General features: G+C 50.0%; 15 protein-coding genes. 4 read left to right on the top strand and 11 right to left on the bottom strand.

The features are described from left to right. Window positions 1-6: 6 nt before the first annotated feature. Window positions 7-531, bottom strand: a complete 525-nt coding sequence (locus tag ACOYW1_RS02250) for a hypothetical protein (protein WP_482421503.1) — start codon at window positions 529-531, stop codon at window positions 7-9. Between the two features lie 291 nt (window positions 532-822). Further along, window positions 823-1,038: a hypothetical protein gene (locus ACOYW1_RS02245; RefSeq protein WP_092207469.1), complete on the bottom strand. Its 216-nt coding sequence runs from the start codon at window positions 1,036-1,038 to the stop codon at window positions 823-825. A 786-nt stretch (window positions 1,039-1,824) separates the two neighbouring features. Between ACOYW1_RS02245 and ACOYW1_RS02240 the strand changes: the two genes are divergently transcribed. The 4 genes from ACOYW1_RS02240 to ACOYW1_RS02225 all read left to right on the top strand — a co-directional run bounded on the left by ACOYW1_RS02240 (window position 1,825) and on the right by ACOYW1_RS02225 (window position 6,718). After that, window positions 1,825-3,063, top strand: a complete 1,239-nt coding sequence (locus ACOYW1_RS02240; RefSeq protein WP_482421502.1) for a lysophospholipid acyltransferase family protein — start codon at window positions 1,825-1,827, stop codon at window positions 3,061-3,063. Beyond that, window positions 3,000-4,439, top strand: coding sequence for a 1-acyl-sn-glycerol-3-phosphate acyltransferase (locus tag ACOYW1_RS02235; RefSeq protein WP_482421501.1), 1,440 nt, complete (start codon window positions 3,000-3,002; stop codon window positions 4,437-4,439). Before ACOYW1_RS02240 ends, ACOYW1_RS02235 begins: the two co-directional genes overlap by 64 nt. A gap of 610 nt (window positions 4,440-5,049) precedes the next feature. Continuing rightward, window positions 5,050-6,120 carry a nucleotidyltransferase family protein gene (locus ACOYW1_RS02230; protein WP_482421500.1) on the top strand — a complete coding sequence of 357 codons (1,071 nt, stop codon included), beginning with the start codon at window positions 5,050-5,052 and terminating at the stop codon, window positions 6,118-6,120. A 40-nt stretch (window positions 6,121-6,160) separates the two neighbouring features. Then, window positions 6,161-6,718, top strand: coding sequence for a phosphotransferase (locus tag ACOYW1_RS02225; protein WP_482421499.1), 558 nt, complete (start codon window positions 6,161-6,163; stop codon window positions 6,716-6,718). A gap of 200 nt (window positions 6,719-6,918) precedes the next feature. On the opposite strand, the gene ACOYW1_RS02220 is transcribed toward ACOYW1_RS02225, so the two are convergent. The 9 genes from ACOYW1_RS02220 to ACOYW1_RS02180 all read right to left on the bottom strand — a co-directional run bounded on the left by ACOYW1_RS02220 (window position 6,919) and on the right by ACOYW1_RS02180 (window position 15,528). After that, window positions 6,919-7,443: a hypothetical protein gene (locus tag ACOYW1_RS02220; protein ID WP_482421498.1), complete on the bottom strand. Its 525-nt coding sequence runs from the start codon at window positions 7,441-7,443 to the stop codon at window positions 6,919-6,921. An 818-nt stretch (window positions 7,444-8,261) separates the two neighbouring features. Continuing rightward, complete coding sequence (locus ACOYW1_RS02215; protein ID WP_482421497.1) at window positions 8,262-9,113, bottom strand: hypothetical protein; 852 nt, start codon at window positions 9,111-9,113, stop codon at window positions 8,262-8,264. An 8-nt stretch (window positions 9,114-9,121) separates the two neighbouring features. Next, window positions 9,122-9,973: a hypothetical protein gene (locus ACOYW1_RS02210; protein ID WP_482421496.1), complete on the bottom strand. Its 852-nt coding sequence runs from the start codon at window positions 9,971-9,973 to the stop codon at window positions 9,122-9,124. Next, the gene (locus ACOYW1_RS02205) at window positions 9,871-10,308 is read right to left on the bottom strand and encodes a hypothetical protein (protein WP_482421495.1); all 438 of its coding nucleotides are present in this window, start codon (window positions 10,306-10,308) and stop codon (window positions 9,871-9,873) included. Before ACOYW1_RS02205 ends, ACOYW1_RS02210 begins: the two co-directional genes overlap by 103 nt. Window positions 10,309-11,112: 804 nt before the next feature. Then, on the bottom strand, window positions 11,113-11,334 hold the full coding sequence (locus ACOYW1_RS02200) for a PilX N-terminal domain-containing pilus assembly protein (RefSeq protein ID WP_482421494.1): 222 nt from the start codon (window positions 11,332-11,334) through the stop codon (window positions 11,113-11,115). A 51-nt stretch (window positions 11,335-11,385) separates the two neighbouring features. Then, window positions 11,386-11,874, bottom strand: a complete 489-nt coding sequence (locus ACOYW1_RS02195; protein WP_482421493.1) for a type IV pilus modification PilV family protein — start codon at window positions 11,872-11,874, stop codon at window positions 11,386-11,388. Between the two features lie 301 nt (window positions 11,875-12,175). Then, on the bottom strand, window positions 12,176-12,805 hold the full coding sequence (locus ACOYW1_RS02190) for a PilW family protein (RefSeq protein ID WP_482421492.1): 630 nt from the start codon (window positions 12,803-12,805) through the stop codon (window positions 12,176-12,178). Beyond that, complete coding sequence (locus ACOYW1_RS02185) at window positions 12,802-13,380, bottom strand: GspH/FimT family pseudopilin (RefSeq protein WP_482421491.1); 579 nt, start codon at window positions 13,378-13,380, stop codon at window positions 12,802-12,804. Before ACOYW1_RS02185 ends, ACOYW1_RS02190 begins: the two co-directional genes overlap by 4 nt. A gap of 753 nt (window positions 13,381-14,133) precedes the next feature. Continuing rightward, on the bottom strand, window positions 14,134-15,528 hold the full coding sequence (locus tag ACOYW1_RS02180) for a sigma-54-dependent transcriptional regulator (protein WP_482421490.1): 1,395 nt from the start codon (window positions 15,526-15,528) through the stop codon (window positions 14,134-14,136). Window positions 15,529-15,725 lie beyond the last annotated feature (197 nt).

Raw genomic sequence — 15,725 nt, 5'->3', positions numbered from 1 at the left:
TCGTCATCAACCCCGTTTGTCACCGGGGGTCTCCCCTTCCACAATATACAAGCGGCGGTTGGCCTCCGGGTTCCCTTCCAGGCAGACCACATAGGAACTCATGCGAAAGCTCTGCATGGGGTGTTCCCGCATCAGGGCCTTGATGGCCTCCAGGGTTTCACGTACAAGCTCCCGTGTCTCGGAAATGAAAAAAAGGTGCTTGTTGCCGAAACGGCCGGTGACGTTGATCCCCTCCCCGCTTCCGGAGGCGTAGCGGTTTTTGAGCATCGCCTCCTGATAACGGCTTCCCGCAATAAGGAAAGCGATCTCCTCGGTGGCAAGGGACCGGTAAAAATAGGGACCGAGATCGGTCTTGGTCAGCACGGTCTCGATGGCATCCAGGATGGTGTCGGGTTTGAGGTCGTAGGCGTGGCGGAGATGGTTGTGAGGACCATCTTCTTTATCGGACACAAAGCGGTTGTCCATGTCGCGCAACTTGTCACGCACACCGCTGTCCGTGAGATGGTACAATACGTCTGGGGTGGTCTCCATGATGGCTCCTTTCCGGAGCGCCTGGCCACAACAGGAGGGAAACGCGAAGAAGGCCACAGGCGAGCGCCCCGAAGGCTGGAAAAATGAAGCGTTGTGTTCGGTTACAGACGATTATAACCCGAAACCGGTTCCCGGGGGTAAATTTTCTGAACGCCGCTGCGGCAGATAAATAAACCGGCCCCGACCAGCCGCCCATTCAGAGACCCGGAAACGTGTGCACAAAAAAAGCCCTGGGGCGACAAGACGCCACAGGGCTTTCCAACAAAGCACTTGGAACTTTGAAAAAACTGACTAGTCGTTCTCGGCGGGTTTTTCTTCCTCAACCCCTTCGTCGTTCTTCCAGGATTCCTTCAGCTCGTCAAAGCCGAGGTAAAGAGCGAGTGCGCCACCGAGAAGAAGAAGCGCGGGTACTGTTCCTGCAAGAAGCTGAAGCAGTGCATCAAACCATACCGCAATACCAATCAGGCCAAGAACCGCTGCAATAGCACCACCGATTAACGTCTTCATAAACCAGTTCCTCCTTTAAGCATAAATTTTCTTTATTTTTAACTTTATAATCTCCCCAACCGGGGATCCTTACGAAAGAACACTGCCGATGACACCGGCGGGAGAGGCGGCAGGCTAAATCTTGATAAAAACAACGAAATACAAACTGAATACGTATATCATTTCAACAAAATAGAGCCCTGCATGACGCCTGTTTCTCTTTAGAATATAACTTGTGGAAGGTACCATATCAACGGATTCTACGCAACCCCAAATCCCGATAAATTTACGAGTGATTAGCAGCGATGAACGACCGTTCATTGTCTCTTTTACCACAGGATTTCATGAAAGGATGCATCACATGTCACCTTAATTTATCCATGATGAGTAGCAAGGCGTCTGACAGAGCCCCGGTACCCCTGAAGATGAGTGACAACATCCCGAAGGCGGTTGATCACCGACTCTGCAGCAGCCGCCCCAACCGCCTGAAATAGTAGACCTTTGAAAGCGCACACCCCGTCTCACCCGGGATAATAGAGTTGCACAATCACAGGATCTATATTATTTACAAGCGTTAAACCCAAGAGCCCCTTGCCTGGATACGACGGGGCCCTGGATAGCTCAGCCCCGCTTCTTTGTTTTGTCCCACCGGAGCAGGTGCTGATCAGGCTTTTTTATACCGCTGCGATGCAACTTAAGCAAAAAGAGTTCAAGTGCCTTGCCACGTGTGCCGCCGTGCCTTTCGGCATCCTGCCAGCCAAGGCCGCTTCGCAATCCGGACACCCAAACAATCGGAATTTTTGAGACATGTTGACTTTTCGACGAAAACGCAAAACCAAGACCCCCGTGGGCGATGCCATGCGGGTCCACTACTCGAACTACATCCCCGAAAGAGGGGGCGCCGTCTCCGATCTGCTGCGCCGATTCATGTTCAGAAACATCGTGCTCTCCGAGACGGAGAAAGAAAAGATCACCCAACTGGACGAAAACGGCATCTTTGTTTATGCGTCCAAGTATCGGAGCCACTTCTCTTTTCTCTACTTTCACACCCGGCTCAAACAGATGGGCCTGCCCTTCCCCACCATCGGCTTTGACTGCACCATCTACGCATGGCAGCCCATCGGCCACCTCCTGGGGATCATGGGCTCTCACATCCGCTATTTTTTCCGCCACTTTTCCGTGCCCGACCCGGTGGAAAGCGGCCACTTCAAAAACCAGCTCTTAAACGGCAAAACCGCCATCCTGCCCCTCATCGGACGGGATGCCTTTTACCGAAGCTTCGTCAAGTCCAAAACCGATCCCATCGCCTGCCTGCTGGAACTCCAGGCCGAAACCGACCGCCCCCTGTACATCATCCCCGAAGTGATGATCTTTTCCATGAAGCCCAAGAAAAGCGGGCTCTCCTTTTTCGACATCCTCTTCGGGACCCGGGAGCGCCCGGGAAAGGTCCGACGCCTTGCCGGCATCTTCAAACGCAACAAAGAGAGCTTTGTGGAGTTCTGCGATCCGGTCTGCCTCAAGACCTGGCTGGCCGCCCCGGGCATGGAAGAAAAATCCCTGGGAGAACAGGCCCTGCTTCTGCGCCGCGAGCTCATCGAGCAGCTCAACCGCCACCGCCAGACCATCACCGGCCCGGTCCTTAAAAGCCGCCAGGAAATCCGCGAGAGCATCCTCACCGGAAAGCCCCTCAAGAACTTTATGATCCGGCACGCTGAAGAGAGCGACACCCCCTTGCAGGAAGTGCACAAAAAAGCGGACACCTATCTCGACGAGATTGCCGCCAACTACAGCTCCCGATGGATCCGCATCTTCGAGGTTTTCCTGGACCGTCTCTTCAAGAGCCTTTTTGAGGGCATCGTCACCGATAAAAAAGGGATCGCCCGGGTCAAGATCCGCTCCAAGCAGTCCCCGCTGATCTTGGTCCCCTGCCACAAGAGCCACCTGGACTACCTGATCCTCTCCTACTCTTTAAAAAGCACAACATGCCCTGTCCCCATATCGCTGCAGGACGAAACCTCTCCTTCTGGCCCCTGGGCATTGTCTTAAGGGGCGGAGGCGCCTTTTTCATGCGCCGCACCTTTAAAGGGGCCAAGCTCTACTCCCGGGTCTTCTTCGAGTACATGTCCAAGCTCCTCTCCGAAGGGTTCAACGTGGAGCTTTTCATCGAAGGCACCCGAAGCCGGACCGGTAAGCTCCTCTCTCCCAAAGTTGGCCTGCTCTCCATGCTGGTGGACGCCTGCAGACAAGGGGCCTGCGAGGACCTGCAGTTCGTGCCGGTCTATTTCGGATACGACAGGGTGCTGGAAGAGGACGCCTACCTCCACGAAGTGGAAGGCGGGGACAAAGAGTCGGAAAACCTGGGCCAGCTCATCAAGGCACGCCGTTTCCTGAAACGCCGCTACGGTAAAGTGTACGTCAACTTCCATGAGCCCATTTCCCTGTCCGACGTGGTCAAAGAGCAGGGGCTCGACTTCAAGGCCATGGACACGGATCAGCACAACACCTTCTGCAACGACCTGGGCTACCGCATCATCAACAGCATCAACGATGTCTCCATCGCCACCCCCTACGGAGTCGTGGCAAGCGCCGTCCTCAACAGCATGAAAAAACGATTCACCTTTGAGCAGGCCCTGGAAGACATCCGCCTCTACACCGATCACCTGGACGCCATGGACGTCTGGGTGGCCGACTCTCTTGGGGAAAACCGGGAGCGATCATTCCAGAGCGTTCTGGACAGCTACGTCAGGCGAAAATTCCTGGAGTGCGGTTCCGACTGCAAAGGCCACCTGGACCCGGGAACGGTCTTCAACCTTCCCGACGGCCAGCGCCCCGTTCTGGACTATTACAAAAACAACTGCATCATCCACTTCATCTCCGCGGCCATGACCGCCCTTGCCATCAAGGAGGTCAACCGCTTCCAGTTCCAGGCGGGCGAGCTCCTGGAAGCCTACGACTTCCTGGCCGATCTCTTTGACCCGGAGTTTGCGTTCAACCGCACGGCCACCTCGGAGTACATGGTGCGAAAAGACCTCAAGGCCTTCATCGATACCCACACCATCGTGCCCCACGAATCCAGCCCGGACACCTACGAGATCACCCCGGACGGCCTGAGAAAGCTTACCCTCTTCTCCCGGTTCCTCAGAACCTATCTGGAGTCGTATCTGGTGGCCCTCACCGCCTATGAGTCCAAAAAGGCTCCCAAGCTGGACGGCAAGGCCATGGTGAAAAAATGCCAGACCCTCGGCAAAAAGATGTACAAGGTCAACGAGATCGAACTCCCTGAAGCCCTGAGTGACATCACCTTCAAAAACGCGGTTCGCCACTTCAAGGACAAAGGCATCCTCGACGAGGCCAGCGGAGAAGCCACCCACTCCTTCTACAAAAACTCCATCCGCCACTACCTGGAAGTGATGGAGAAATAGATTGGCTAAAGGCTAAAGGCTAAAGGCTAAAGGACCTTAAGCAGCTTCCGTTGGAGCTGTCACGTGATGAATCAAAGCCGTGGGCGACTCGCTGGAGTGGCCCGCGGCTTTTTTGGTGAACAGAAAAAAAGGGCGTAACTGTTGAGATCAAAAAAGCCTCCGGGGGCCCTGCCGGGGGCCAAACTTTTAAAAAGTTTGACAAACAGGATTCGAGAGCAATTTCGGCCACGTCACTGATACTGGCGAATCATATGCTTTGGACTTAATAAGTCTGTAGCTCTCTTTTCCCTCAGCCCCTCGGGGCTGAGGGAAAAGAGAGCTACAACCGAAAAGTTTTTGGTCCAGCTTTTTTCAAAAAGCTGGCCGCCGGAGGCAGTGCGGTTAAATTCATAATGGCCAAGTAGGAACAACGTATCCTGTTGGGTCGAAGCTTGTGAGGCAGTCCGCACACACCATCAGCGTTTGTGTCGGGCGAAGCCCGAGTCAAAGGCCCTTGCGGTTTGGCCCGAGGAACGAGGGACTAAGCGCAAGGGCAATCAGCTTTCGAGGTGGCTCACTTCGCCGCCGGAGGCAGGCTTTTTCATGCACTTTAACCATAGAAGGCAATGACATGCAGGCAATGATACTGGCGGCGGGGCTTGGGACCCGGCTGCTTCCCCACACCGAGGTTCGGCCCAAGCCCTTGTTCACCATTGGCGGGGTCACGCTCCTGCAGGTGCACATCAATGCCCTGGCCGACGCAGGATTTGACGCTGTCATCATCAACACCTGCCACCTGGCAGAAGAGATCCACCGGTTTATCGACCACAAATCATGGCCGGTAAAGGTCCACCTGCGACAGGAAGAGACCCTGCTGGACAGCGCCGGGGCCGTGGCCAATGTGGCGGACCTTCTGGACGGCTCCCCCCTGCTTGTGGTCAATGGGGACACCCTCACGGACATCGATCCCAAGGCCCTTTACGAAGCCCACCAGGAGCAAAGCAATAAGGCCACCCTGGCCCTTATGGATCGCCCCGAGTTCAACAATGTGTCCGTGGATGCCCAAGGACAGATCCACGCTTTTCGGGAGCCCACCCCCAAGGGCATGCAAAGGCTTGCCTTCACAGGCATGCAGGTACTGTCCCCCGAAGCCGTGGCCACCATTCCCAAGGGTGCGTACGGCATGGTGAACCTCTATCGGGACCTCATCGCCCAGGGCCAAACGGTTCAGGGCATTGCCCTGGAGACCTGCCTCTGGTTCGACTGCGGCACCGAGGCCCGGTACCTGGAAGCCACCAAGGCCCTCATGGTCCCGGAGGCCTTCAAAAACACCTTTGACTCGGCCCAAGGGCCCTTTGAAACAATCCCCTTGAAAGGGGACGGCTCCGACCGCAGGTGGTCCCGCATCACAAGCTCCGAGGGAACCCTCATTTCCTGTGAGCACGGTATTCATCCAGGCTTTGCCACAGGCGAGGCCGAATCCATGATCCGCATCGGTACCCACCTCCACACCAAAGGCATTCCCGTCTCCCCCGTTGTCGGTGGTGATGCCGTCTCAGGCCTCGTCCTCGTCAAAGACGTCGGCAACACCCATCTTGCCGAATTGGCCAGAGCCCTGCCAGAGCCCGAGGTAGAAAACCTATACCAAAAGGTCATCAACACGCTGATCCGTTTCTCGACAGGAGGGTATCCAAGGCTTTAAGAGCGCTTGGTGCTGGCAGACACCTGCGTATGATAAAAAGATGATCCTCACCATGGAGTGTCGCTACTTCATGGACGCCTTCATCAACGGCTACCTTGGCATGACCGAATCCGCAGAGCCCTACCAGGCCGCCTTCAACCTCATCGCCGACAAGGCCCTTGAAGGCGGGGTAACCGGTCTCATGCACCGGGATTTTCAGTCCCGCAACATCATGATCTCAGACAACGACCCTGTCATCATCGATTTTGAGGGAGCCCGCAAAGGCCCCTTGCAGTACGACCTCGCCTCCCTGCTCATCGACCCCTATGCAGGACTCTCCGAAGCCCTCCAGGCCCGGCTCCTGGACCATTGCGTCCAGGCATTGGAATCACTTGGTATCATTATTGATGAAACATTCCACACAAGCTACACCTTCTGCGCCATTGCCCGGAACCTGCAGATGTTAGGTGCCTTCGGCAAGCTCACACAAAAAGGGAAACGAGGCTTTAAGGAGCATATTCCGCAGGCTCTGGCAACAATCGAAAACCGCCTCAAACACCTGAACGACCCAACCCTCGAAGAGCTCTTCAGGCTGGTAAACCAATCGAACCTACGGTGACAGGCGAATAGTTCCCCGCCTCCAAACCTTGGTTTATAGCCTGTTTCCCACCGACGATGGTCGAGGAGACACTCAACGTTGGAGTTCCCCCATGTTATATCAAAAAAGCTATCACGATTTGACCTGATATAGTAGGCGCAGAAAAGCCAACCAGCAGATTGACGGGTTGGCTTTTGGAAATTTCGTTTTTTGTATGAAGTCTACAGATTCGAGCTGCTGTGTTTCCAGTAGTATGAGCGTGACACGGGTATTTCTGGGTCATAAATTCCACCGTCACCAGTTGCAATAAGTACTCTTCCTGAATCTTTATCAAAAATCACTGCCGGTTGAGGCATGGGATCTTCCATATCAGTCCTGATGGATTTAACAGATAAGGAGTGAACACACGTACTGATAACATACACACGCCCAACCCCCGTACCACAAACTCCCTTACACTTTTCCGGCAAATCTGAAAAATCAGTGTCCGAAGAATTTGTCTTGTCTTCATCGGGGGTATAGCTCCCGATAATGAGGATATCACCTAACACGAGCGGTTCGGAGATAACCTTTTCGCCCGGTCTTGTAAATCTGAGATACCACCCTTTGGCGCTAACAAAATCAGAGCTGTTGCCCTTGGGTGTCAATTCATAATAATCAAAGTCTCCTACGGTGCGAGAATAACTCATATCAAAACCGAGTAAATCACTCCGCTCATAGGCAATTCCATCCCACGAATCATCCACAGCATAGATAGAATCAGAGTTCCATTTGATGCTGGGGTGCTCCCGGTCACCTGTTCCAAAAAAAATTTTCGTGCTGTCACACGAATCTCCGACGATGGGGGAGAAAAAATTTTTTGATAGTGAAGATATCTGCCCTCTTCTGTCACCATTTTCGTGCTATTGAATATTTTGTAACGCTTAGGAAACGTATTATCCAAGTCTTTTGTCGGGGGCGGGTCACCCTGGCTTTATTTAAGCCCAAGTAAAAATTATCTGAAAAATGGTATACATTCCCTTTCATGTCCCCGGCATAAATATTTGAAGATATGCGGCCCGGATCATGATCGATGTCTGAGATGAGCCCACGATACATGCATCAATCTCACCGCCACTATAGGTATCCAACTTGGCGACACCACCATTTAGTTGACACACTGCGACAAAACGACCTTTTTTGTCAGTAGCATCAGCATCAGGATTGATTTGATCCTGATTCAAACGTATCCCCCACCGACCACAAAGCCCGGCCGCCATCCCCCCATTCCATTACTTAAACGGCCTAAACCCGAGGCTTACTCCACGACAGCCCCCAATCACTATCATCATCCCCAACGTGACCCAGATATAGAGGTTTATCCATATCATGGACATAAAGAAGGTGATAACATGGCCCCCTCGCCTTTCTCCAAAAACCAGTATGTTGGGGTCACGCTTGCTGTAGACGGCTTTAGTCAAATCATCTACTATATTGCCACCTTTGTCATGGTATGTGACGAAATTGTATAATACGGCGCCACCATCTATGAACCAGGGGTGATTATTTGTGTTTTTAAGTTCATTCAGGCGTGCGTGGTATGTTGGGGAAGCAAAAGCCCACTTTTCGTTTCCATCATCATCAAAGCATTATGCATCATGCCATCGTTTGATCCAGCGAAAAGATATGTATCGACACCCCCGCTTATATTTGGATCTTCCGCAACAGGTACATTGGAGTGAACGATATGCCCAAGTGGCCAATTGGCTCCATAGCCATAAATGTGTTCACTTAAAAAATCCTTTAATGTATCCCCGTCCATCCCAATGCTGCTCCCCTCTTCAGGAATCACCACAGCCCCTATTCCCTCCAACAGCTCGGGCAACTCTTCCGTTCTCATTCCTTTTGCCGTAAAAATACGCCGTACCGAGGACAATTTACTGAACTTGTCACCTGGCGTGTCTGAACTCTCGATATCAGCGCTTAAAATTTTTACATACAATTTCCCCGCGGCACCATCATCTGGTGCAGCTTTATTTTCATGGTCACCAGGAAAATCAACAGACCACTCACTTTTAACCTCACCACTTATCAAGCCCGAATTTATCAGTAAATCAACATAATCCCCACAGCCATCGATCTTCCCTTTTATCGTATCGCCCGACAAAAAGAATTTTTTAATATTTCCCTGCCCTCTTTGCCCGGAAGAAACTTTAAACCAAGTAAGATATATATGATCTCTTGAATAGGTAAGATCGTCCTGACGAACAGGAGTCACGGCCGATGAGAAAGTGGATGACTTCACACTACCCACCAAAATATCGGATAGATAGTCTCTCAGTTCATCTCTGTTCTTTGCTACAGCATGCATACCGCCGCCATTTCTTGCCTGATCTTCCAACAATTTCAAGTCTGCTTGAGAAGAATCTGCATCCATCCGAAAGGCTATTGTGTGCACTCTGATATTTTGTTCTCTATCGAGAGAAGAAAAATCTTCTGAATAGAAGCAGCCACATCATCAAGCCAGCGCATTTTCATATTTGATTCTGTGCAGTCATCCTTGTCGACAAGCCCACATAGTTTATCTTCAGTATCCCCATCATACTCTTTACCCACCAATGTAGACACTAACTGATCCGTATTCTCGTCGTAGTGTTTAAACGGTTTTTCATACACCCATTTATATGTAAAATCTTCACTATCAAACGTAATCATATCTCCGTTGGAATCCAACCATTGAAAATCATCGGATGGTGCCCCATCTGTAATGAGAACAATATGATTCTTTTGATCGGGGCATTCAATGGGACTTTTGTATCTGGCTGACGTCACACTACCCGTATGTGTGGAGTCAAAGAAACTGTCACTCATCGTATAATTATTAAACCAGCTTTGCTGACCAGCAAAATACAAACCCGCCTCGATCAGACTTTCAGCAAGTGGTGTTTCTTTCGATATATCATTTAAGAAAAGGCCATCGTAACCAAAAAACAGTGGTTGCCCATATTCATTATCACCTGTTTTTACCTTGTAACGCTGAAACAAGACAGTCCGTAAGTCAGTTAAACTGGAATTGATAGGTGCTGCTAAATCTGCGCCATTACTTTTGAAGTGAGACACATAGCTACCGGACCAATATGTATTCAAATCGAACTGCATAATTCCGTAACGAACATGATTGTGGCTTGCAGATATCACATCATTAAAGCGATAGCGCCATTGTACTTCCGCGCCCTCTTCATTTCCAGATAGTTCATGAAGTTCCGAGTCATCAAGAGATAACGAGGAGCCATCCATCTCAACAGCTTACAACTTCCGTTATCCAGCTCCCACATTTTCTCTTTTGACCAACCGTTCTTTCTAAGAGATGCTTTTGCATCGTCACACTTTATGTCACTTACCTTTAATTCTTTAGCACAAAATTGCCTTACCACTCCAAGTTGAACATATACATGATCGTCATCAACATTGTACGCTCCCAGAGCAATTTCATAATCACCAAATCCAGCATCCGGAATACTATATTTATGAGTCATATAATTATAATAGTCCGTATTTGGATTATAATTATCCAAATCCGTGCCGTCATACGAAGTTCCGGTAATTCCGGGGCTGAATTCAATTTCTTCCATTTTTTTGTCTACATAATCGAGGTAATTCAAATAATTGCACAAGGTCTTGTCAGTACATATATCGGCACACACTTTTTTTGAGCCACTAACACCATGACAAAGTTCTCCTTGATAGTATCCTTTTATTGAGAATTGTATGCATCAGAACAAGTTACATCATTAATAGTAGAACCAAAGCCAAAGATCGACCAACCGAGATCAGTTTTGGTCTCTTTAAACCTCAGGTAATATGGATCCGGATTATTGTACGGCATATCGGTAGACCAATTTATTTTACTGCATGGCTATATTCCTCTATAGTCTTGTCATGGACATCGGTTTTATTCATGCTAAATGAGGTATCGAAAATCACAAGCACGTTGGGCTCAATAGTTGTCGTACAGTCGCTAAAAATCTCCATATCCCCGTTTCCACTTCCATAAACAGGTACAACAGAAGCAAGCAATACACCAATCAACGTGATAAAATCTCCATTTCATCCCCTTATGCTTAAAAGACATCGGTATCCTGCTTAGCGGGTAATAAAATCCCCTTCTGGATCCATACATAGATAGATTAATTCCGTCCCGTTTGAATGCTGTTGAAGTAATGGCAAAACGACGCCAATCAATTGACCCACCATAATAACGGTGACTTTGTTGTGGTATATTGTTTGCGTCTGCGATGACAAATCCGCCACATTTTGGTAATCAGATTTATTAACGATTCGCCTTATTTCCACTCGAGCAACAAACTTAGCCGAACTGGAATCGACAACATCTGTTTTATAAACCGCTGTTTTAAAGTCAAAATATTTCGAATCATTCAGCACTCTATTAGAGAATACTTAACAACCTCATCACCTGTAGACTCATCCTTTTCCACCGTATCCTCATGAACACCAAAACCTGCCATGCATTTATTTAATGCTGCTTCAGCGGCAGCAAAACCTTCACTGTAGCACCTCGCGTTTTCGGTAATTTTAATCTCAAAAACAGATGTTTGTGTCGCAATGAGACCCATGACAGTAATAATCAGGATAAACATAAAGCGTCGCGGAACCGGTATCGTCGGTCAGGCTTTTCAGCGTCGCCCCCCCTATTGCAAATTATTTTGCGGCTTAATCATTGTGCGCGTCATGGTTTTTATGTCGCCGGTCGTGAGAGACCGCCAGGCAGCCACTCGATAGACGTTTCGAACAGAAAAGTCCGTATCGCCGTCACCGTCCACATCCCTGTCATCAACCTCATGCCGCAAATAAAGCGAAGCCTTCCCGTTCCCCCACGTCATCCACGGGGTACGGATGTTCCCCTTTTGTACATCATCCAAAAAGTTACCCAGCCCAGTATCTGAAAGGGAATTTCCGTTTCGGAAAAGATCGTCTGTCCCCGAGGTAGCTCCATAATCGGTGCATTCAACAACCTCCACCCCGGACGTGAGCAATTGCGCTGCCATGTCTTTTCGCCGGGTCTCTTCGTCGGTCTGGATGGCATTGAGCTGAAGGCCAATAACCCCGAGCATAGCCACAGCAAAAATAGCCATGGCAATAAGGACTTCCAACATGGTAAATCCGTCATTGATTTTCATTGTCAGGTCTCCCAAACGGGTTCAGAATCGAGAATCAAAAGCCCGGTTAGCATTCAATAGTACATGTTCCTGAATTTCACCGTGGTGGTGTAGAGGCGATAGGAATAGTTGGCCGTATCAAGATCAGCCACCGTAAAAATGCGGAATAAAGTCCACTTGATTTTCTGATGCATTTTTGGCCTTGCGTTTTGTGCTTCGCATAAGCAGCCAGATCTTGGCTGCGCGGATTTGTCAAGGGAAGGTTTTGGATCTTTGATTGGGGTGCTACTCACATTATCGGTTGTAAGTTTGCCTGAAGAATCTAACGTATAAAAATCGGTAAGTTCGAGATTTGAATCATTGGGAGTGTTGTCGTGGCCCACCTCACCGAGTTGCTCTCTTTTTCTAAGACGCCATAGCTGCTGGCTCCTGAACCCAGATCATCTTCATCATAGGCATAAAGCACCCGAAAGGCTTCGACATTTTGAAGCAGTGCATTTGTGTTGTTGTTTCGTTGAAGTTGGTTACTGCCATTAAGAAACCTAAACACGGTCCTCTCTTCGTAGCTGTTATTTCCAGCTGAATCTGTATCGTCAATTTCACCAGCATTTGTATCATAGGTAAAATCCATGTGTGTCATGCCGGCAACACGAAAGCTTGCAAGCCTTCCCGAGCCCCCGTCACCCCGTTGAGAAGGGGAATATCCTGCCAGCATCAAGTCATTACCGATGACAGCCAGCGCCGCCCTGCCATTTTGCTGCATCATCACCTTCATCTGGTGGTCTTCGTGGCTCTTGGTCTGATCGATAATCAGGGTACAAATTGCCGTGATTAGAATAATACCGATGCCCGGGGAAAAGACCAGGATTTCAAGGAGCGTAAAGCCCATGGTGCCAGTAGGAAATCGCAAGGCGGATGTTCGCATTGACACATTCTTATGCAAGGTCTTCATGATTCCTCCCCTGGGTCTTGATCGTCCTCACCTTCTGGGCCGCTCCCTGATGCCCCTCCGCTGCTTGAAGCCTCATGAGCCCCCGATACCTGTCTCATGGTGCCCAGGTTGTTTATAACAATGCTGTATTCGCGAAGGGATCTGTCGTTCCAGACCCTCAACGTCCCGCTGTTGGCCCCCAGAAGAATCCCACGTGAGTTGTACCCCATGGATTCCTGATTGGTATCGCAGAGGACATGACTTGATGCAGTAAATACCTCGGTGATTTCAGGTGTTCCGTCTCCATTCTGATCCCAGCTGATCCGAGCCGATGAAAAAGGTTTCGGGGTCTCATCGCTCGCGTCTGACACCGCATCGCACTTGTCATCGTAATATATCACTGTGATTGTTTGCCCCTCCTTAATGGCTTTCATGCGGACGTGCTGAAGGGCGTTGTAGAGTTCCCTTGATGCCCCGGCCGTTCGCCTGTTCGAAAGAAATTCCTGCCAGGCTGGGGAGGATATCGAGACGATAATGGCGACCAATGCAACGGCCACCATCAACTCGAGAAGGGTAAAGCCTCTCTGGTTCTTCATGATACGCTCCTGAGAAACTCTCATAGTAAATATACTTTCTTTAAGAGTGTACTATTATTCTCTATCAAACACCCACAACACAACAAACGACACACAAAGCCATAAATTCTTTAATGCAAGCCTTAAGCCATATGTAAACATTGTTTTAAAATTGATTATTCTACTTATATAGAAGATTCACAAGTAAAGCTTGTTTGACCACATTAATTGCTCTTTAAATGCACTCATTTGATAATCGGAAAACACCAGCCACTCACCGGAATCACTTCACTCAACCAGAAAATCGTTAAATATTTTTACATTTCAAATGTTAGCCCAATAAAAACAGATCTTTAAAAGAGAACACAAACCTTTAAAACATTTTTACCCTTATACTCTCACGGCAAACCAATAACTATAACACCCTATAATAATGATTAAAATAAACAAAAACCTTTTCATCAAGCGTTGCACCCTTTGATAAAAAAAATTTTACGATCGTTTACGAATCAAAAGCCCTGCAAAAGGGCTCAAGGAGATGCCACAAGTCAAAGGGCATCACTTCTTATCGAAAAAGTAACCGAAAGGGATTTCTTTGCGTCATGACGATGCGACGGCGGGCCCGTGATTTGGGATAGTAAAAGCACGACCATGCCGCCTATAAAAGATACAGTGGCTTAACTGGAGGGGTGATGGACGAAGCACGTCGAATGGCGACTTTCAGGGTGTATTGTACAGATACGTTAACTCTTGGTGTGTTTTTCGGGCCTACACTTACTTTAAATGATGAAATTTCATTTTGGACAGGAGGGAGGGGTGGCTGATTTCAAGAAGCCTGGAGGCCTTGGTGCGGTTGCCGCCTGTTTCTTCCAGGGCGCGGCGAATCATTATCCCTTCGAGCTTTCGTACAGCGGCTTTGAGGGAAAATCCGTCATGGAAAAACTCGTCCTTTGAATAAGGTCTTTCCTGTGGTGTTCCCACACTGGCTGCGGGCAGGGTATCGGGTTCAACCTGATCGCCGTTGGCAAGGACCACGGCGCGCTCCATGGCGTTCTCCAGTTCACGGACGTTGCCGGGCCAGGGGTAGGCCAAAAGACGCTTCATAGCGGCTGGAGAGACGCTGGTCACCCTGCTGCCGAGCTTAAGTTTAAACATCTTCAGAAAGTGTTCGCACAGCAGGGGGATGTCTTCCGGGCGTTCCGACAATGGGGGAAGGTCAATGGGAAGAACGTTGAGGCGAAAAAAGAGATCTTCACGAAAGGCGCCTTGGGCTACCTCTGCCCGCAAATCCCGCGAAGTGGCAGCGATGACGCGCACATCGATTTTCCGGGTCTGGACGCCTCCCACGGGGCGCACCTCGCCCTCCTGAAGCACCCGCAGAAGCTTTACCTGCATGGAAAGGGGCAGCTCTCCGATCTCGTCTAAAAAAAGGGTTCCGCCGTGGGCCTCTTCAAAAAGCCCCTTCTTGTCTTGAACAGCCCCGGTAAAGGCCCCTTTTTTGTGCCCGAAAAGCTCGCTCTCCATGAGGGTCTCAGGAATGCCGCCGCAGTTCACGGGGACCAGGGGCCCCTGGGCCCGTTCGCTCGCCGTGTGGATGCCCCGTGCGATGAGTTCCTTACCCGTCCCGCTGCCGCCGGAGATCAAGACCGTCGTAGCATACCGTGCTGCTTTGCGTGCCAGGACAAAAACATCCTTCATGGCATCGCTTTTTGCCACCATGTTGGAGAAGCGAAACCGGCCTTCCATGAGGCCCAGCTGGTCTTTGAGATAGAGGTTTTCGTTTTTGAGATCCCTGTGCTCTGCGGCACGAGAGAGGAGAAGGGTCACCTCGTCGGATTTGAAGGGCTTGGAGATGAAGTCAAAGGCTCCGTGTCGCATGGCTGAAACCGCGGTGTCGATGGTGCCGTAGGCGCTCATCATGATCACCATGGAGCGTGAAAAAACCGCCTTGTTCTCCTTGAGCAGGGAGACCCCGTCCACACCGGGCATTTTCACGTCAAGGAGGATAAAATCATAGGGAGAATCGAGCTTCGCGGCCCTACCGGCCATCTTAACACCGGTCCCCCCTGAAGCCGCCGTCTCCACGGCATAGCCCTCTTTTTCCAGCAAGACCGAGAGCATGTGCCGCATGTTCTTCTCATCGTCAATGATCAGGATCTTTCCCGCCACCCCATCCCCCTCTAAATGAGTTCTGAAAAAACATGCCTCCGGCGGCCCTGCCGGGGGCCAAACTTTTAAAAAGTTTGACAAACAGGTCTCACGTACGTTTTTTGACTATTCGAAGGTGTTTCCTGAATCTTGAGCTCTTCTAATGATCTAACCGGAAAATTTTTGCAGAGCTTTTTTTCAAAAAAGCGACCCTCCGG

The organism is Desulfoluna sp. CYM3A (genome assembly GCF_056829965.1).
The sequence above is the reverse complement of the archived record's forward strand: the minus strand, read 5'-3'. Positions and strand labels throughout refer to the sequence as shown.